The following is an 18,139-nucleotide window of genomic DNA, read 5'->3' as shown; positions in this document are numbered from 1 at the left end:
CGCGAGTGGTTCATCTTGGCGCGGATGTAGCTGCTGAGCACCACGCGCGGATCGTCGAACATCTCGAAGCACAGCGCGTCCTGCTTCCAGACTTCCAGCAGATCGAACAACACCGCACTGTACAGCTCGGTCTTGGTGCTGAAGTAATAATGCAGGTTGGAGCGCGGCAATTGCACCTCGGCGGCAATGTCGGCCATGGCCGTGCCACCGAAGCCTTTTTCGGCGAAGACCTTTTCCGCCCCGAGCAGAATTTTCTCGACGTTATTGCGACGAATCCCGATCTTGTGATTGCCCATGAGGGCTCCCTGACACCAGCGTTGACCAAGACTAGCATCCGGCTCTACATCGCGGCGACAGGCTAAAACGAAACTTCGACACTCAGCTTGCGGCGGGTAAACTGGCGCCACTTCGAACCTGCCCCAAAGGTATTCACGATGTTCAAGAAAGCCCTGACCACCGCCGCCCTCCTCGGCTCGCTGCTTGCCGCTTCATCCGTATGGGCCCACGCCCATCTGAAAAGCCAGACCCCGGCGGCGGACAGCACCGTGAGCGCACCTGCGCAACTGCGCCTGGAGTTTTCCGAAGGCGTTGAAGCGGCTTTCACCAAAGTCACGATCACGAAGGACGGTGCCACGGTGCCAGTGAAGAGCCTCGCCACCGAAGGCAGCGACAAGAAAATCCTGATCGTCACACCTGCCGAGCCTCTTTCCGCAGGTACGTATAAAGTCGAATGGCATGCGGTGTCCGTTGACACCCACAAAAGCGAAGGCGCCTACGGCTTCAAGGTTGGCCAATAATTCATGACGAGCGCGATGGTGCTGTGTCGCTTTGTGCATTTCACCGTGGTTCTGATGCTGTTCGGAGCGTGGGCGTTCAGGCCCTTGCTGCTCAACGGCAGCGCTGCACAGCTCGATCGTCGGCTGGCGCGGACAGCTCGCTGGCTCGCGGCCGTGGCGCTGCTCAGCGGCGCTGCCTGGTTGTTGCTGATCACTGCAAGCATGGCAGGGGCCAGGGAAGCGGCATTTGATCCGTCGACGTTGCACCAGGTGCTGGGCAACACGTTTTTCGGTCAGGTCTGGCGCTGGCACCTGCTGTTCAATGGGTTGTTGATGGGGTTGCTGATGAGCCCATTGCGTGTGCACACACCCCTGCGCATCGGCCTCGCCAGCCTGTTGCTGGTAACCCTCGCCCCGGTCGGTCACGGCGCCATGCTGGACGGACTCAATGGCCAGTTGCTGATGCTCAACCAGGTCGTGCACCTGACCTGTGTTGGCGCCTGGCTCGGTGGCTTGATGCTGTTGGTGATGATCTTGCGCCAGCCAGCAGAGCAGTCCATCAAAGTGATACTGCAGCGCTTCAGCGGTGTCGGTTACGCTTTGGTGGCAGGGTTGCTGATCACCGGGCTGATCAACGTTCGTGTCCTCACCGGCGTGTTTTGGCCGACGCCGTTTTTTAGCGGTTTCGCGCTGATTTTGTTGATCAAGGTTGGGCTGATTGCCGCGATGTTGGGCCTTGCGCTGTTCAATCGCCTGCGCATAAACCACTGTGAACATCGACTGGCGGCACTGAAAACCAGCGTGATTCTCGAATGGATGCTGGGGATGGGCGCGGTGGCAGCCGTTTCCCTTTTAGGCACAATGCCCCCGATGATTTCCAGCTGACACCCCCGCCCACTGTGGGAGTGAGCCGGCTCCGGGCGGCGTTCCGACGATAGCGGACTATCAGCCAACATCAATGTTGATGAATGTTAGATAACTTTCGCGAGCAGGCTCGCTCCTACAAAGGGCAAGCCAAGAATCAATCGCATCGCAGGTCATCGTATAACTTCTGATTGACAAGCCCTCAGCCCCTCGCAAATAATCCGCCCCAATTGTTGTACGACGACGTATGACGAATAAAAACAACAAAAAGCAAGGGAGCCTCACAGTGAGCAAGCTCGTCCGCAATTCGTCCGCCCACACCCCACGTCAGATTTTCAAACGCCGTCATACCCTGAGCCTCATTGGTTGCAGCGGCCTGGCCCTTGCCCTGCCGATGATCAGCCATGCCGAAGGGTTCACCGACGACGCCAAGGCCACGCTCAACCTGCGTAACTTCTACATCAACCGCAACTTCACCAACCCGACCAACCCGCAGAGCAAGGCCGAGGAGTGGACGCAGAGCTTCATCCTCGACACCAAGTCCGGGTTCACCCAGGGCCCGGTGGGTTTTGGCGTCGATGCGCTGGGCCTGTTGTCGATCAAACTTGATGGCGGTAAAGGCACGCGCGGCACCGGGCTGCTGCCGRTTGGCAGCGACGGCGACCCAGTCGATGACTTTGGTCGTCTGGCGGTGGCCGGGAAGATGAAAGTGAGCAAAACCGAAGTGAAGGTCGGCGAGTGGATGCCAGTACTGCCGATCCTGCGTTCAGACGATGGCCGCTCGCTGCCACAAACCTTCCAGGGCGGGCAGCTGACGTCYACCGAGATCAGCGGCCTGACSATYTACGGCGGCCAGTTCCGCCAGAACAGTCCGCGYAACGATGCGAGCATGGACGACATGTTCATGAACGGCAAATCCGCGGCCTTCACTTCGGACCGTTTCAACTTCGGCGGCGGCGAATACACGTTCAACGACAAACGCACCCAGGTCGGKGCSTGGTACGCAGAACTCAGCGACCTCTACCAGCAACAGTATTACAACCTGAACCACAGCCAGCCGATTGGCGACTGGGTCCTTGGCGCCAACCTTGGCTATTTCATCGGCAAAGAAAACGGCAGCGCTCTGTTAGGCGACCTGGACAACAAAACCGGGTTCGCCATGCTCTCGGCCAAACACGGTGGCCACACGCTCTACGTCGGCTTGCAAAAACTCACCGGTGACGATCAATGGATGCGCGTCAACGGCACCAGCGGCGGCACCCTGGCCAACGACAGCTACAACTCCAGCTACGACAACGCCGAGGAAAAATCCTGGCAGGTGCGCCACGACTACAACTTCGTCGCCCTGGGTGTTCCGGGTCTGACGCTGATGAACCGCTACATCAGCGGCGACAACATCCACACCGGCACCGTCACTGACGGCAAGGAATGGGGCCGCGAATCGGAACTGGCCTACACCCTGCAAAGCGGGCCGTTGAAAAGCCTCAACGTCAAATGGCGCAACTCGACCATGCGTCGCGACTACAGCAACAACGAATTCGATGAAAACCGGATCATCATCAACTACCCGATTTCGTTGCTGTAAACAGCGAAAACAATGTGGGAGCAGGCATGCTCCCACAGGGGACGGCGCCGCCTGTCAGGCTGGCTGGCAGTTTGTTTAGGGTCAATTACAGTGAAACCACCTGACAGCATTCAGGCGACGTTCAACCTTCCCCACTTCCGTTATCTGTTGATGTTGGTCCGCAAGACTTGAGCCAGGTTGTCATCGGAAGACACCACTTGATCTCTAGAGGACCACCTCATGATCCCCCCACTCCAATCGGCTCCCGTCCAAAGCGACTGAGACGCCAAGGCGTACCAGCAGTTCTCCCGCCTCAGGCAACGACCGGTCAACGAACTGCTCGCCCGTGTCGACATCAAAAACCCCAAACGCATCTACGACCTCGGTTGCGGCACCGGCATTGCGACGCAAGTTCTGTCCAAACGCTGGCCCCGCGCGCAGCTGATGGGTATCGACAGTTCGGAGCAAATGCTTCAAGAGGCCAGGTGTTTGCCGATCAGAGCCCGATGGAAGCTGTGCGACCTACGAAACTGGCAGCCTGAACAACCGGCCGATCTGCTGTTTGCCGCCGCTGTGCTGCATTTCATCGACGATCATCCACAGCTGTTGCCTCGACTACTCAAACATTTGAACCCGGGTGGTTGCTTGGCGGCGCACATGCCCGATTGGCGCGATGCGGTGTGGTATCAACTGATGCTCGACACCCTCGACAGTGGCGGCCAAGACGGTCAGCCGCTGGGCACACTGCCGCTACGTGAGAGCATGGCGCGGCGGCCACTGTTGTCGCTGGAAAACTACTACCGTTTGCTGGCACCGCTGTGTGCCACGCTGGATATCTGGGAAACCGAGCAGCTACAGATCGTCGACGGCAAGTCGCCGATTTATGACTGGATCAAGGTGTCGGCGTTACGGGCGGTGATGCAGGGATTGAAGGATGACGAACAGGCGCGGTTCATCTATCACTTCATGATGCGGCTGCATGCGCATTACCCGCAGGAGGGGGATGGGCACACATTGTTTCCGTTCAAGCGGGTTTTCATTGTGGCTACTGTGTAGGCCATGGCATTGCCTTCGCGGGCAAGCCCGCTCCTACAGTTGAAACGCATTCCCCTGTGGGAGCGTGGCTTGCCCGCGATGGCGTCAGTTCAGGCACCATCAAATCCCGAGATCACTCCCGCGATTCAACCCCCAACTCATCCCAAACCGACTCCGCCAAGTGGAACGTCGCATTCGCCGCCGGGATGCCGCAGTAGATCGCGCTCTGCATGATCACTTCCTTGATCTCGCCACGGGTCACGCCGTTGTTGGCGGCCGCACGCAGGTGCAGTTTCAGTTCTTCGTTGCGGTTCATGCCGATCAGCATCGAGATGGTGATCAGACTGCGGGTGTGGCGCGGCAGGCCCGGGCGAGTCCAGATGTCGCCCCAGGCGTGGCGGGTGATCATCTCCTGAAACTCCGAGTTGAACTCGGTCAGCGCGGTCAGGCTGCGGTCGACGTGAGCATCGCCGAGTACTGCGCGACGGACTTTCATGCCTTCGTCGTAACGTTGTTTCTCGTCCACAACAATCCCCTTATTGAGCGTTCAAAAACGCCAGGACCCGCTCGCTGAACGCAGCGCCGGCCTGGACGTTGGACAAATGCGCAGCGTAGAACTCGGCGTATTCGGCGCCCGGCACATGTTCTTGAATGAAGTGTCCGCCGGACGGCGGCGTGACCGCGTCTTCGGTGCCGGCGATCACCAGCAGCGGCGCCTTGATCGAGGACAACTGCTCACGGAAGTCGGCATCACGCACCGCCGCGCAATTGGCCGCGTAGCCTTGAGGCGAAGTGGCGGCCAGCATGTCGGTGATCTGCTTCGCAGCAGTAGGATTGGCTTCGGCGAAGTCCGGGGTAAACCAGCGTGCAATCGAGGCATCGCGCAGCGCGACCATGGCGGCCGGACCGTCGCGCAGCACGGTTTCTATGCGCGGGTTCCAGATCGACGGGTCGCCGATTTTCGCGGCGGTGTTGCACACCACCAGTTTGTTCAATCGATCACCGGCATTGATCCCCAGCCATTGGCCGATCAAACCGCCCATCGACAGACCACAGAAATGCGCGCGTTCAATGTGCAACGCATCCAGCAGCGCCAACACATCGCGGCCCAGTTGCTCGATGCTGTACGGGCCCGGAGTCACCAGCGATTGGCCGTGGCCACGGGTGTCAAAACGCAATACCCGGAAGTGTTGGGTGAACGCCGCAATTTGCGCGTCCCACATGTGCAGGTCAGTGCCCAGCGAGTTGGACAGCACCAACACCGGTGCATCCTCAGGCCCATCGAGTTGCGGCCCTTGAATTTGGTAGTGCAGTTCGCCCTCGGCGAGTTGTACAAAAGCCACAGCAATCTCCTTCAGGCAGTCAATGCAGAATGTTCGGCCACCGCGCGCTCGACCCAGGTATGGGCCTGGCCGAGGTAGTGGGCGGGGTCCAGCAGACGATCAAGTTCAGCAGCGGAAAGCTCGGCGGTCACTTGCGGCTCGTCACCGAGGACGGCGCGCAGATGACGCTGTTCAGCCACCGCACGTTTGCAGCAGAGTTCCAACAGATGATGCGCGGTGTCGCGGCCGACCCGTTGGGCGAGGACGATGCTCACCGCTTCGGCCAGCACCAGGCCTTGGGTCAAATCGAGGTTGCGCGCCATGCGATTCGCGTCCACTTCAAGCCCCTGCGCCACCAGCAACGCTTGCTTGAGGCTGCCGGACACCAGGCAGCAAATTTCTGGCAGGGTTTCCCACTCGGCATGCCACAAACCGAGACTGCGCTCGTGTTCCTGCGGCATCGCGCTGAAGAGGGTCGAGAGCAAACCGGGAACGCGAGTCGCAGCGCCAATCAGCACCGCAGCACCCACCGGGTTGCGCTTGTGCGGCATGGTCGAGGAACCACCCTTGCCCGGCGCCGACGGTTCGAAGACTTCGCCCGCCTCGGTTTGCATCAACAGGCTGATGTCGCGGCCAAGTTTGCCCAGGCTGCCGGCGATCAATCCCAGCACCGAACCAAACTCCACGAGGCGATCACGCTGGGTGTGCCAAGGTTGATCCGGCAAGGTCAGTTGCAGTTCCTCGGCCAAGGCTTCAGCAATCGGCATCGCCTGTGCACCGAGGGCCGCCAGGGTTCCGGAGGCGCCGCCGAATTGCAGCACCAGCAGACGAGGCTTGAGCTCTTGCAAGCGTTGACGGCTGCGAGTGACCGCACCCAGCCAACCGGCGATTTTCATGCCGAGGGTGACCGGTGTTGCATGCTGCAACCACGTGCGGCCGGCCAAGGGTGTGGCGACATAACGTTGAGCTTGAGTTGCGAGGGTGTCACCCAGTTGCGCGAGATCGCTTTCGATCAGCGCCAGCGCCCCGCGCAATTGCAACACCAGCCCGGTGTCCATCACGTCCTGGCTGGTCGCGCCCAAATGCACATAGCGCTCGGCTTCGGCATCACTGGACGCGATCTGCTTGCCCAATGCCTTGACCAATGGGATGGCGGAATTTCCCGCCGTGGCAATCGCCTCGCCGAGGGCGGCGAAGTCGTAATGCCCGGCCTGACACGCGGCTTCAATGGGGGCGACAGCCGTTGGCGGAATCAGCCCGACACGCGCCTCGGCCCGGGCCAGCGCGGCTTCGAAATCGAGCATGGCCTGGACGCGGCCTTGATCGCAGAACACTTCACGCATATCGCGCGCAGTGAAATAGGCATCGAACAATTGATTGCCCGGTCGCTCGTTCATAAACAGTCCTTGGAGGCGCGGGCCCGTCAGGCCCGCGCGTAAAGATCAAAGGTCGTGGTGCAAATACTTCGCCTGTTTCGGCAGGCGCAAACTGAACAGGAACGCCACCGCCAWCATCACCGTGACGTACCAATAAAACGAGTTTTCCATGCCCACGGCTTTCAGGCTCAGGGCCACGTATTCCGCCGAACCACCGAAGATCGCATTCGCCACCGCATACGCCAGGCCCACACCCAGGGCGCGTACCTCAGGCGGGAACATTTCGGCTTTAACCAGGCCACTGATCGAGGTGTAAAAGCTCACGATCGCCAGCGCCACAGTAATCAGCACAAAAGCCAGGAACGGACTGCTGACGCTTTTCAGGCTCAACAGAATCGGCACGGTGCACAACGTCCCGAGGGCGCCGAACCAGAGCATCGAGTTTCGTCGACCGATCTTGTCGGCGAGCATGCCGAAGAACGGCTGCATGCACATATAAAGGAACAGCGCGCCGGTCATGATGTAACTGGCGGTCTTGGCCTGCATGCCGGCGGTGTTCACCAGGTACTTCTGCATGTACGTGGTGAAGGTGTAGAAAATCAGCGAGCCACCGGCGGTATAACCGAGCACGGTAATGAATGCGGCTTTATGGTCGCGAAACAGCGCACTGATGCTGCCGGCGTCCTTGTTTTCGCGCATTTCCTTGCTGCTGGTTTCTTTCAGCGAACGACGCAGGTATAGCGAAACCAGCGCGGCCAGCGCACCGACCACAAACGGAATCCGCCAGCCGTAGGCACGCAACTCATCCTCGCTGAGGAACTGTTGCAAGACCACCACCAGCGACACCGCCAGCAACTGCCCGCCGATCAACGTCACGTACTGGAACGAAGCAAAGAAGCCGCGCTGGCCCTTGAGTGCAACTTCACTCATGTAGGTCGCTGTGGTGCCGTACTCGCCACCCACCGACAAACCTTGAATCAAACGCGCGAACAGCAACAAGATCGGGGCCCAGACGCCGATGTCCTTGTAGGTCGGCAGGCAAGCGATGAGCAACGAACCGAAGCACATCATCAGAATCGAGATCAGCATCGAATTCTTGCGCCCGTGCTTGTCCGCCAGCCGGCCAAAAATCCAGCCGCCAATGGGACGCATCAGGAACCCGGCGGCGAATACGCCAGCGGTGTTGACCAGCTGCACCGTGGGGTTGTCGGACGGGAAAAAGGCTGGCGCAAAATAGATCGCGCAAAAGGCGTAGACGTAGAAGTCGAACCATTCAACGAGGTTGCCGGACGAAGCGCCGACAATGGCGAAGATCCGCTTGCTGCGTTCTTCACCGGTGTAGTGAGCTGCAATAGCTGTGGGCGTTGTCATTGTTTTTCACTCAATGGGGACGATGAGAGTCTAGACACACTTCGCAACAATCCCGTTCCGCAAATGCCGTATTCACACTGATCGTTCCCACGCTCYGCGTGGAAATGCATCCCGTGACGCTCCGCGTCACAGTGAACGCGGAGCGTTCATGGCGGCATTCCCACGCAGAGCGTGGGAACGATCACAATGACACTCCGCAATCGCGAGCAGGCTCGCTCCCACAGGGGGACAATGTTTAATCAATAATCGAAGAACACCGTCTCCGCATCAGTGCCCTGCAAAATCACATTCCACTGATAGACACCCGACGCTTCCTGCTTCGCCAGCAACGTACTACGACGCTCGGCCGGAACACATTCCAGCAGCGGATCCGCCGCGTTGGCCGGTTCGCCATCAAAGTAAATCCGCGTCAGCAAGTGCTTGACCAACCCGCGAGCAAACACCAGCACCACCAGGTGCGGCGCCTGGGTCGAGCCTTTCAGGCCTTCAACCGTGCCCGGTTTGATGGTGGTGAAACGAAAGCGCCCTTCGGCATCCACCGGCACCCGGCCAAAACCTTCGAAGTTCGGGTCCAGCGGTTTGTCCTGATCATCTTCCGGATGGTCGTATTTGCCGGCGGCGTTGGCCTGCCAGACTTCCAGCATCGCATCGTTGACGACATCGCCGTTGCCATCGACAACTTGCCCGGTGATCGCCACGCGCTCGCCGAGGGTTTGTGCAACGGTCAGGTCTTCGCGGTTCAGCCAGGTCAGGCCGATGTGGTAATACGGCCCGACGGTATGGGACGTGGTCGCGTTCAGCGTCATCTTATTTCTCCATCGGCGTGGCGTCGCGGCCGCGCAAGACGATGTCCCAGCGATAACCGAGGGCATAGGAAGGGATGGTTTTTTCCAGATCAAACGTCGCGATCAAACGCTCTTTGGCACTGGTGTCCGGCACGCAGTTGTAGATCGGGTCGTACGCCAGCAGCGGGTCGCCCGGGAAATACATCTGCGTGACCAAGCGCGTCAGAATGCTCGGTCCGAACAGTGAGAAATGGATGTGCGCCGGGCGCCACGCGTTGTGGTGGTTGCCCCACGGGTAGGCGCCAGGCTTGATGGTCTGGAACTGATACCAGCCATCGGCGTCGGTCACGGTGCGGCCGGTGCCGGTGAAGTTCGGGTCCAGCGGTGCGTCATGCAGGTCACGGGCGTGGTTGTAACGACCGGCAGCGTTGGCCTGCCAGATTTCCACCAGAATCCCCGGCACCGGCAAACCGTTTTCATCCAGCACGCGGCCGTGAATGATGATGCGCTCGCCCTGTGGCTCGCCCTTGTGTTGGGCGGTCAGGTCGTTGTCTTTCTCATTAATGCGATCGGCACCGATGGTCGGCCCGGTGATTTCCGACAGCGAGTGCGGCAAATACACCAGCGGCTTGGACGGCGAGCGCAGATTGGTGGATTGATACGTCGGGTGCAGGTAGTCGGGCTGAGTGCCCGCCTGCGGGCGGCGGTAACCAGGCTTGTCAGTCATTTCGCTTTCCTCTGTTCTTATTTGTCGACGCGACGTGTCAGACGCGTTCGATCGCCAGCGCCAGACCCTGGCCTACGCCGACGCACATGGTCGCCAGACCTTTCTTGCCACCGGTTTTTTCCAGATGATGCAACGCGGTCAGGACCAGACGTGCACCGCTCATGCCCAGCGGATGGCCCAAGGCAATGGCGCCACCGTTCGGGTTGACCTGAGCTGCGTCGTCCGCCAGCCCCAGTTCACGCAACACCGCCAAACCTTGGCTGGCGAAGGCTTCGTTGAGTTCGATCACGTCGAAATCGCTGACCGCCAAGCCGAGACGTTCGGTCAGTTTGCGCACCGCCGGGACCGGGCCGATGCCCATCACCCGAGGCGCAACACCGGCGCTCGCCATACCCAGCACTTTAGCGCGAGCGGTGAGTCCGTGTTTTTTCACCGCTTCGGCGGACGCCAGAATCAACGCCGCCGCACCATCGTTCACGCCTGAAGCGTTGCCGGCGGTGACAGTTTTGTCGGGGCCGTTGACCGGTTTGAGTTTGGCCAGCATTTCCAGGGTGGTGTCGGCGCGAGGATGTTCGTCCTGCGTGACGACCGTTTCACCCTTCTTGTGGGCAATCCGCACTTCGACGATTTCTTCGGCGAAAAATCCTGCAGCTTGCGCGGCGGCTGTGCGTTGCTGACTGCGCACTGCGAAAGCGTCCTGGTCTTCACGGGACACTTCGTAATCGTCAGCCACGTTGTCGGCGGTCTGCGGCATCGCATCCACACCGTATTGCGCTTTCATCAACGGGTTGATGAAGCGCCAGCCGATGGTGGTGTCTTCCAGCTTCATGTTGCGCGAGAACGCTGCATCAGCCTTGCCCATCACGAACGGTGCGCGGGACATCGACTCGACACCACCGGCAATCGCCAACTCCATTTCGCCGCTGGCGATGGCGCGGAATGCGGTGCCGATGGCATCCATACCCGACGCGCAGAGGCGATTGAGCGTGACGCCCGGAATGCTTTCCGGCAGCCCGGCCAGCAGCAACGCCATGCGTGCGACGTTTCGGTTGTCTTCGCCGGCCTGGTTGGCGCAGCCGAAGAACACCTCGTCCACCGCGTTCCAGTCCACCGACGGGTTGCGTTCCATCAGCGCCTTGAGCGGCACAGCGGCCAGATCGTCAGCGCGAACCGTCGACAGACCTCCACCGAAACGGCCGATAGGCGTGCGAATCGCGTCGCAGATATAAACATCACGCATCACGCTTCTCCGGGTGCTTGGCCGTGGGCGGCAGCGGTGCGAGCTTCCAGATCCCGAAGCGCAGTGAGTTCGACCTCAGTTGGCTCGGCCGTGTTTTCAACCGTATCAGCGAAGCGAATCGCCCATCCCGTGGCGGCAACCACTTGCTCGCGGGTTACGCCCGGGTGCAGTGCAGTGACCACAAATTCATGGGTACCGGCTTCTGGTTCCATGATGCACAGGTCGGTAATGATGCCCACAGGACCGGCGCCCGGCAGACCGAGACGCTTGCGTGAATCACCGCCTTCGCCATGGCCGACCGACGTAATGAAGTCGAGTTTATCGACAAACGAACGCGACGACTGCTTGAGAATGATCAGCACGCTTTTGGCCGAACCGGCAATTTCCGGTGCGCCACCGGCACCCGGCAGACGGACTTTCGGCGCATGGTAATCCCCGACCACGGTGGTGTTGATGTTGCCAAAACGGTCGACTTGCGCAGCACCGAGGAAGCCGACGTCAATGCGCCCGCCCTGCAACCAATAGCGAAAAATCTCACCGGTCGGGACTACGGTGTCAGCGGTTTCCGCCAGCTCACCGTCACCAATCGACAGCGGCAGTACGCTTGGCTTGGCACCGATCGGACCCGATTCGTAGATCAGGACGACGTCTGGCGAGGAAGTCAGACGCGCCAGGTTGGCCGCTTTCGACGGCAGGCCGATGCCGACGAAGCACACCGAACCGTTCTTCAAACGGCGAGCGGCGGCAACGGTCATCATTTCATTAGTGGTGTAAGTCATTACTTGGCCTCCGAAGCAGCGGCCAGCTTGGCCTGGAACTCGCTGAAGTCAGCGCAGCCGTGGATGTATTCGTTGATCCACGCCGTGAAGGTTTCACGGTCGCGGGCAATCGGATCCCAGGCTTGGTAGAAACGGTTATCACGCTCGGTGTAACCATGAGCGTAGGAAGGGTGCGCGCCGCCAGGTACATGGCAGACTGCGCTCAAGGCCCAGGTCGGCAGTACGCAAGCGTTCATCGGTGCATTGAGGTCGTCGACGATTTCTTCGACGGTAACGATGCAACGCTTGGCAGCCAGTGCGGCTTCTTTCTGCACACCGAGAATGCCCCACAGCAGCACGTTGCCTTTGCGGTCGGCTTTCTGCGCGTGAATCACCGTGATGTCCGGGCGAACCGAAGGCACGGCGGCCAACACTTCACCGGTAAATGGGCAGGTGACGGTCTTGATCAGTGGATTGACTTTCGGCAGGTCGGAACCGGCGTAGGCCCGCAGTACCGCGAACGGTAGGCCGGAGGCACCAGCGACGTAGGCATTGGCCAGGTCGGCGTGGCTGTGTTCTTCAATCTCCAGCGCATGCGGCCACTGCTTTTCGACGGCATCACGCAGACGGTGCAGCGAACCTACACCCGGGTTGCCACCCCAGGAGAAAATCAATTTGCGAGCACAACCGGCGCCGATCAACTGGTCGTAGATCAGGTCCGGGGTCATGCGTACCAGCGTCAGGTCTTTTTTGCCCTGACGAATGATTTCATGACCCGCCGCCGTAGGAATCAGATGGGTAAAGCCTTCGAGTGCGACGGTATCGCCGTCGTTTACGAATTGCTTCACCGCGTCGTGCAGCGAAAGGATTTCAGCCATGGGGCAGGCTCCCGTTTTGTTATGAACCGACAGTGGAAGAAAAAGGCGCGATGCGCGCGCCGGAGTGCATGCAGAGTAAGCCCCTGAAAAACGCCAAACAATCCGATAATCGACTATGTGTTCGTTTATCGAACATATTGTTATCTGCCTACCTAACCCCAAAAGCATCGCGGGCAAGCCCGCTCCCACAGAAGAACGCGACCAACTGTGGGAGTGGGCTTGCCCGCGAAGAGGCCTTCAAAGACACCTGAGATTGCGGATCAGGCCCTCAAGTCGCATCCGCATGACTGACCATGCCCTTGATCACCACCGCCGTGGTCGCCAGCGCCGCCGGAATCACCAGCGCCGTCAGCACTTGCTCGAAATTCCAACCAAGCCCCAGCAATGTCGCGCCCATCCACGCGCCGAGAATCGCGCCGAAACGGCCAATCCCGAGCATCCACGACACACCGGTCGCCCGCCCTTGCGTCGGGTAAAACCGCGCCGCCAGCGATGGCATCGCCGATTGCGCACCGTTGACGCACATGCCCGCCACCAGCACCAACGTCGCCAACAGCGTGATGTTGCCCAGGCTCTGCCCCACCGCGTAGGCAAACACCCCGGCCAGCAGGTAGAAAATGCCGATGACCTTGTGCGGATTGAACCGGTCCATCGCCCAACCCACGCCCACCGCACTCAGCACACCGCCAAACTGGAACAGTGCGCCAATGAAGGCGGCCTGCTCCATGCTCGCGCCGCTGTCACGCATCAACGTCGGCAGCCAACTGGTCAACAGGTAAACAATCACCAGGCCCATGAAGTAGGTCAGCCACAGCAATAAGGTGCCGGTGCTGTAGGTGCCCGAGAAGATCACCGCGAACACGTTGCGGGCTTTCACGGTTTTCAGTTCCGGCACGCTGAAGCTCGAAGCCTGAGCGACAACAGTCGGGTCGATGGGTGCCAGCGTCTTGCGCACTTTGTCGGTGCCACGGTTACGGACGACCAGATAGCGCGCCGATTCCGGCAGCCAAAACAGCAGAACCACGGTGAGAATCAGCGGCAGAATTCCGCCGATCAGCAACAGGCTGTGCCAGCCGAACGCAGGGATCAGCTTGGCCGAGATAAACCCGCCGCCGGCCATGCCGAGGTTGAAGCCGCAGAACATGCTGGTGACCAGCAGGGATTTTTTGCGCTCCGGGGTGTATTCCGACAACAAAGTCGTGGCGTTCGGCATGCCGGCGCCAAGGCCCAGGCCGGTGAGAAAACGCAGTACCAGCAATTGATCGACGTTAGTGCTGTAGGCCGACGCCAGACTGAAGGCACCAAACACCAACACCGCGCCCACCAGCACGACTTTTCGCCCGAAACGGTCCGCCAACGGGCCGGAACCCAGTGCGCCGAAGACCATGCCGATCAACGCGGCACTCATGACCGGGCCGAGACTGGCGCGGTCGATACCCCAATCCTGCGACAACGCAGGCGCAATAAAGCCCATTGCCGCGGTATCGAGGCCATCAAGGAAGACAATCAGGAAACACAGGATCACCACTCGCCACTGATAGCGCGAAATGGGTTGAGCATTGATGAAGGACTGCACGTCTAGGCAGTTACCTACAGCAGACTGGGGCTGGTTCATTATTTTTATTCCACACAAGAACGCAGTCGGACATTTTGCCAGCCAGGGCCGGCGCTGCCGCGACAGTAATGATCCCGGGGAAAGTGCGTCAATTCGATAAACGCAAGTCTGTGCGTTTATCGAACATCTTAGACAGAGGGCTTAGGCGAAGAGCTGCGCGCTGAGGTCGCGGCTGGCGCTGAGCAGTCCCGGCAGGAATCGCTGTTCCAGCTCATTGCGGCTGACACGGCCCGCATGGGTACTGACGTTCAAGGCAGCCACCACCTGGCCAGAAGCGTCGTACACCGGCACGGCAATCGAGCGCAGGCCTTGTTCCAGTTCCTGATCGACGATGCACCAGCCTTGTTGCCGCACTTCTTGCAGGCATTCGAGCAACGCCTCGGGCGTGTGCAGGGTACGGCTGGTCTTGGCCTGCAGCTCGGCATGATCGAGGTATTCGCGCAGTGTGGTGTCATCCAGCGCGGCGAGTAGAATCCGGCCCATTGAAGTGCAATAGGCCGGCAAGCGGCCGCCCACTGAAAGGTCGACGGAAATCAGCCGTTGGGTCGTTGCCGAGCGCGCGATGTAGAGGATGTCATCGCCTTCCAGCGTGGCCATGTTGCACGCCTCATGCAGTTGCTCACTCATGCGGTCCAGGTAYGGCTGGGCCGACACCGCCAGAGGCGTCGAAGACACATAGGCATGCCCCAGGGTCAACACTTTGGGCAGCAGCGAATAGGTGCGACCATCGGTGGTCGCATAGCCGAGTTTGATCAAGGTATGCAGGCAACGTCGCACGGCCGCGCGCGGGATTTCCGTGCGATGACTGATCTGGGCAATGGTCAGATGCCGCTTGCGCTCCTGAAACGCTTGCACCACCGCCAGGCCGCGAGCCAGAGAGGTCATGAAATCGGGGTCGCCGGTCAGGGCCTGAATTCGCTTGGCGGGTGAAGCGACAATCGGCGGCGCGACTGAAGTGAAAGAGTTGCGCATTTGATCGTTCATGACAGGTCCTTTCCGAGGCGGATCAGCAGTTATTACACGCGGCCCCTGCTCCAGCACACAAGACAGGAGCTGCCGAGATCGGGCGATTATCGAACCATAGACCGATAATCGCAATCAACCCTGCACACGGCGCAGCCTGCAGCCGCTGATTTGCGCGCCAACCACCAGATGTTTTTATTGTGTTCGATCACGGACTTGAAAAGTCATGTATTCGGCCTAACTTATCGAATCCATGGCGCCAGAAAGACATCACCGCAAAGTGACATCATCGGCCCACTTATTAACGTTGAAAGTTGCGAGTAACAAAAGCATCACACACGAAGAACTACTTTTAACTCTCAAATGATAGTGTTCTTCGAATCGACCGCTATAATACACCTCAGTGGCAACCCGGTTTTTATGTACTGGTTGCGCCACTGGACAGCCCGATATTCTATCGTTGCTGCCCRCAGCAAGCGCTTGGCGCTCATTCCAATGCTCCGCCAACGCACTCGCTGAAACAGGTAACTGATGCTACGTCAGCTGTTTTTCTCTGGTGCCGTGGCCGCCTGCAACATGGAAGCATTGTTCGCATGCCGTAAAACGATGCCTTGGGCATTGTCCTTTCCGCGAGTGTGGTCAATCGATTCGATGCAGCGCGTTTCACCAGAATTAATCTCAACTCATACAGGTAGCACTGTGACGAAAGACGAACTGCGCGCGGAACTTGAGCGCCAGGAACAACGTTACAAGGAAGTTTACGGCGGGGAAGTCACCACCTACGCCGCCCAGCCCGAACCGGAACGTAAACCCTGGCGTAAACGCGCCACCGTTCAGGATCAGGCCTTCACGCAGGAATTGCAGAAGATGGAAAAGGAACTCAAAGCCGAAGGGCCTTGACGCCCAGGCCCGATTCTTTCAAGGGTCTGCATCTGCTCCCGCTAAAAGCGGGTTGCATCGATGAAGCCTTTCGCGCCCGCTACAAGCGGGCTGCGGCCACCTCACCCTTCGGACGAGGTGAATGGCTCCTTTCTGACTCTCTTCTCAGAAATTTCCCACAGGCTTTTCAACCTCTCGACTTCACGAGAGAAACCCTTGTGCCTGCGGTATTTCCCCATTAATTCAATGACTTGAAAAACCCGGTAAAACGCTGGGAGATAGGCTGTCGCCACAGACTAATTCGTTGAAGAATGTAACCGATGAGCAGCAAGTGCATTGATTAGCAGTCTTTTCTGGCATAATCGCGCCCCCTTACGACCGGGTCAGAAAACCTTCATGATCGATTTATTCAGCGGACTAGATGCTTGGGTGCTTGTGAGCCTCTTGCTCGCCCTGGCCTTTGTCCTCGCCTTCGAGTTCATCAACGGCTTTCATGACACCGCAAACGCGGTGGCCACTGTTATCTACACCAAAGCCATGCCGCCTCATCTGGCGGTGTTCTTTTCCGGTGTGTTCAACTTCCTCGGCGTGCTGCTGGGCGGTGTTGGCGTGGCGTATGCCATCGTCCACCTGCTGCCGGTAGAACTGCTGATCAATGTGAACACCGGTCACGGACTGGCCATGGTGTTCTCGCTGCTTGCTGCTGCCATCACCTGGAACCTGGGCACCTGGTACTTCGGTATCCCGGCCTCCAGCTCCCACACCCTGATCGGTTCGATCCTCGGTGTCGGCCTGGCCAACGCGTTGATCAACGACATTCCGTTGGCCGATGGCGTGAACTGGCAGAAGGCGATCGATATCGGTGCCTCCCTGGTGTTCTCGCCTATGGCCGGCTTCCTCGTCGCGGCACTGGTGTTGATCGGCCTTAAATGGTGGCGTCCGCTGTCGAAGATGCACAAGACACCGGACCAGCGTCGCAAACTCGACGACAAGAAGCACCCACCGTTCTGGAACCGTCTGGTCCTGGTGATCTCGGCCATGGCCGTGAGCTTCGTACACGGTTCCAATGATGGCCAGAAAGGTATCGGCCTGATCATGCTGGTGTTGATCGGTATCGTGCCGGCACAGTTCGTACTGGACCTGGGCAGTACGACTTACCAGATCGAACGGACTCGCGATGCAACCCTGCACCTGAGCCAGTTCTACAAACGCAACGCTGACACCCTGGGTGAATACCTGGCGCTGGGCAAAAGCGTAGAGGGCGATCTGCCGGAGAAATTCCGTTGCAACCCGCAACAGACCGAACCGACCATCACCGCCCTGCTTGGCACCCTTAAAGGCGTATCGGACTACCACTCGTTGTCGTCCGAAAGCCGCATCGAAGTACGTCGCTACCTGCTCTGCCTGGATGACACGGCAAAGAAAGTCGCCAAGTTACCGACCCTCAATGCCCGGGAAAAGGCTGACCTGGACAAACTGCGCAAAGACTTGACCACCACCACCGAATACGCCCCGTTCTGGGTGATTCTGGCAGTTGCACTGGCGTTGGGCCTGGGCACCATGGTGGGTTGGAAGCGCGTGGTATTGACCATCGGCGAGAAGATCGGCAAACAAGGCATGACTTACGCCCAAGGCATGTCGGCACAGATCACCACCGCGTGCATGATCGGCCTGGCCAATATCTTCAGCCTGCCGGTGTCCACCACCCACGTGCTGTCCTCGGGCGTGGCCGGCACCATGGTCGCGAATAAAAGCGGCCTGCAAGGCGGCACGGTGAAAACGATCCTGCTGGCCTGGGTCCTGACCCTGCCTGCGACGGTGGCCCTGTCAGCCGGCCTGTTCTGGCTGGCGTCGAAGGCACTGGGCAGCTGATACATCGCTGCTCAATAAAAAGGCGCGTTCCGTGAGGTTCGCGCCTTTTTTGTATCTACCAACTTCCAGACACCAAAGTTCCCCTTGTGGGAGCGAGCCTGCTCGCGATGAGGC

17 protein-coding genes and 1 pseudogene are annotated in these 18,139 nt (G+C 59.4%); 6 read left to right on the top strand and 12 right to left on the bottom strand.

Going from position 1 to position 18,139, the window contains the following annotated elements; translation table 11 throughout:
- A partial coding sequence (locus AC1DSG_RS15325; protein ID WP_477791637.1) for a TetR/AcrR family transcriptional regulator occupies nucleotides 1-296 on the bottom strand: 296 nt, incomplete at its 3' end.
- Between the two features lie 138 nt (nucleotides 297-434).
- Here AC1DSG_RS15325 and copC point away from each other — a divergent pair.
- The 4 genes and pseudogenes from copC to AC1DSG_RS15305 all read left to right on the top strand — a co-directional run.
- Complete coding sequence (copC, locus tag AC1DSG_RS15320; protein WP_477791636.1) at nucleotides 435-797, top strand: copper homeostasis periplasmic binding protein CopC; 363 nt, start codon at nucleotides 435-437, stop codon at nucleotides 795-797.
- 3 nt (nucleotides 798-800) lie between these two features.
- Nucleotides 801-1,661, top strand: a complete 861-nt coding sequence (copD, locus tag AC1DSG_RS15315) for a copper homeostasis membrane protein CopD (protein WP_477791635.1) — start codon at nucleotides 801-803, stop codon at nucleotides 1,659-1,661.
- Nucleotides 1,662-1,926: 265 nt separating this feature from the next.
- Nucleotides 1,927-3,225, top strand: coding sequence for an OprD family porin (locus AC1DSG_RS15310; RefSeq protein WP_477791634.1), 1,299 nt, complete (start codon nucleotides 1,927-1,929; stop codon nucleotides 3,223-3,225).
- Between the two features lie 261 nt (nucleotides 3,226-3,486).
- Nucleotides 3,487-4,260: pseudogene (locus AC1DSG_RS15305) on the top strand (methyltransferase domain-containing protein); the annotation flags it as partial.
- Between the two features lie 112 nt (nucleotides 4,261-4,372).
- Here the strand turns inward: AC1DSG_RS15305 and pcaC are convergent.
- From pcaC to pcaR, 11 genes are all read right to left on the bottom strand, one after another.
- Nucleotides 4,373-4,765 (bottom strand): 4-carboxymuconolactone decarboxylase, encoded by a 393-nt coding sequence (pcaC, locus tag AC1DSG_RS15300; RefSeq protein ID WP_477791633.1) that lies wholly within the window; start codon nucleotides 4,763-4,765, stop codon nucleotides 4,373-4,375.
- Between the two features lie 10 nt (nucleotides 4,766-4,775).
- Nucleotides 4,776-5,582 carry a 3-oxoadipate enol-lactonase gene (pcaD, locus tag AC1DSG_RS15295; RefSeq protein ID WP_477791632.1) on the bottom strand — a complete coding sequence of 269 codons (807 nt, stop codon included), beginning with the start codon at nucleotides 5,580-5,582 and terminating at the stop codon, nucleotides 4,776-4,778.
- A gap of 11 nt (nucleotides 5,583-5,593) precedes the next feature.
- Nucleotides 5,594-6,958: a 3-carboxy-cis,cis-muconate cycloisomerase gene (locus AC1DSG_RS15290; RefSeq protein ID WP_477791631.1), complete on the bottom strand. Its 1,365-nt coding sequence runs from the start codon at nucleotides 6,956-6,958 to the stop codon at nucleotides 5,594-5,596.
- Between the two features lie 45 nt (nucleotides 6,959-7,003).
- On the bottom strand, nucleotides 7,004-8,308 hold the full coding sequence (locus AC1DSG_RS15285; protein ID WP_477791630.1) for an MFS family transporter: 1,305 nt from the start codon (nucleotides 8,306-8,308) through the stop codon (nucleotides 7,004-7,006).
- A 239-nt stretch (nucleotides 8,309-8,547) separates the two neighbouring features.
- Nucleotides 8,548-9,114, bottom strand: coding sequence for a protocatechuate 3,4-dioxygenase subunit alpha (pcaG, locus tag AC1DSG_RS15280; protein ID WP_477791629.1), 567 nt, complete (start codon nucleotides 9,112-9,114; stop codon nucleotides 8,548-8,550).
- Between the two features lies 1 nt (nucleotide 9,115).
- Nucleotides 9,116-9,820, bottom strand: a complete 705-nt coding sequence (gene pcaH, locus AC1DSG_RS15275; protein WP_477791628.1) for a protocatechuate 3,4-dioxygenase subunit beta — start codon at nucleotides 9,818-9,820, stop codon at nucleotides 9,116-9,118.
- Between the two features lie 37 nt (nucleotides 9,821-9,857).
- Entirely contained in the window at nucleotides 9,858-11,063 is a 1,206-nt protein-coding gene (pcaF, locus tag AC1DSG_RS15270; protein ID WP_477791627.1) for a 3-oxoadipyl-CoA thiolase, read from the bottom strand.
- Nucleotides 11,060-11,839, bottom strand: a complete 780-nt coding sequence (locus AC1DSG_RS15265; RefSeq protein ID WP_477791626.1) for a CoA-transferase subunit beta — start codon at nucleotides 11,837-11,839, stop codon at nucleotides 11,060-11,062. The genes pcaF and AC1DSG_RS15265 overlap by 4 nt, the downstream gene beginning before the upstream one ends.
- The gene (locus AC1DSG_RS15260) at nucleotides 11,839-12,696 is read right to left on the bottom strand and encodes a CoA transferase subunit A (protein ID WP_223512219.1); all 858 of its coding nucleotides are present in this window, start codon (nucleotides 12,694-12,696) and stop codon (nucleotides 11,839-11,841) included. The genes AC1DSG_RS15265 and AC1DSG_RS15260 overlap by 1 nt, the downstream gene beginning before the upstream one ends.
- 268 nt (nucleotides 12,697-12,964) lie before the next feature.
- Nucleotides 12,965-14,311 (bottom strand): 4-hydroxybenzoate transporter PcaK, encoded by a 1,347-nt coding sequence (pcaK, locus tag AC1DSG_RS15255; protein ID WP_477791625.1) that lies wholly within the window; start codon nucleotides 14,309-14,311, stop codon nucleotides 12,965-12,967.
- Between the two features lie 141 nt (nucleotides 14,312-14,452).
- Entirely contained in the window at nucleotides 14,453-15,295 is an 843-nt protein-coding gene (gene pcaR, locus AC1DSG_RS15250) for a pca regulon transcriptional regulator PcaR (RefSeq protein ID WP_477791624.1), read from the bottom strand.
- A 678-nt stretch (nucleotides 15,296-15,973) separates the two neighbouring features.
- Here pcaR and AC1DSG_RS15245 point away from each other — a divergent pair.
- Both AC1DSG_RS15245 and AC1DSG_RS15240 read left to right on the top strand, forming a co-directional pair.
- Nucleotides 15,974-16,174, top strand: coding sequence for a hypothetical protein (locus AC1DSG_RS15245; RefSeq protein WP_477791638.1), 201 nt, complete (start codon nucleotides 15,974-15,976; stop codon nucleotides 16,172-16,174).
- Nucleotides 16,175-16,549: 375 nt separating this feature from the next.
- On the top strand, nucleotides 16,550-18,025 hold the full coding sequence (locus AC1DSG_RS15240; protein WP_477791623.1) for an inorganic phosphate transporter: 1,476 nt from the start codon (nucleotides 16,550-16,552) through the stop codon (nucleotides 18,023-18,025).
- The last annotated feature ends 114 nt before the right edge of the window (nucleotides 18,026-18,139 follow it).

This window comes from Pseudomonas sp. P5_A12, from assembly GCF_056400685.1.
The sequence above is the reverse complement of the archived record's forward strand: the minus strand, read 5'-3'. Positions and strand labels throughout refer to the sequence as shown.

Excerpts from the sequence above, each read along its gene's own strand:
- copD (WP_477791635.1), top strand. The coding sequence starts at position 801 with ATGACGAGCGCGATGGTGCTGTGTCGCTTTGTGCATTTCACCGTGGTT.
- pcaK (WP_477791625.1), bottom strand. The coding sequence starts at position 14,311 with ATGAACCAGCCCCAGTCTGCTGTAGGTAACTGCCTAGACGTGCAGTCC.
- AC1DSG_RS15290 (WP_477791631.1), bottom strand. The coding sequence starts at position 6,958 with ATGAACGAGCGACCGGGCAATCAATTGTTCGATGCCTATTTCACTGCG.
- pcaH (WP_477791628.1), bottom strand. The coding sequence starts at position 9,820 with ATGACTGACAAGCCTGGTTACCGCCGCCCGCAGGCGGGCACTCAGCCC.
- AC1DSG_RS15265 (WP_477791626.1), bottom strand. The coding sequence starts at position 11,839 with ATGACTTACACCACTAATGAAATGATGACCGTTGCCGCCGCTCGCCGT.
- AC1DSG_RS15260 (WP_223512219.1), bottom strand. The coding sequence starts at position 12,696 with ATGGCTGAAATCCTTTCGCTGCACGACGCGGTGAAGCAATTCGTAAAC.
- pcaG (WP_477791629.1), bottom strand. The coding sequence starts at position 9,114 with ATGACGCTGAACGCGACCACGTCCCATACCGTCGGGCCGTATTACCAC.
- copC (WP_477791636.1), top strand. The coding sequence starts at position 435 with ATGTTCAAGAAAGCCCTGACCACCGCCGCCCTCCTCGGCTCGCTGCTT.
- AC1DSG_RS15240 (WP_477791623.1), top strand. The coding sequence starts at position 16,550 with ATGATCGATTTATTCAGCGGACTAGATGCTTGGGTGCTTGTGAGCCTC.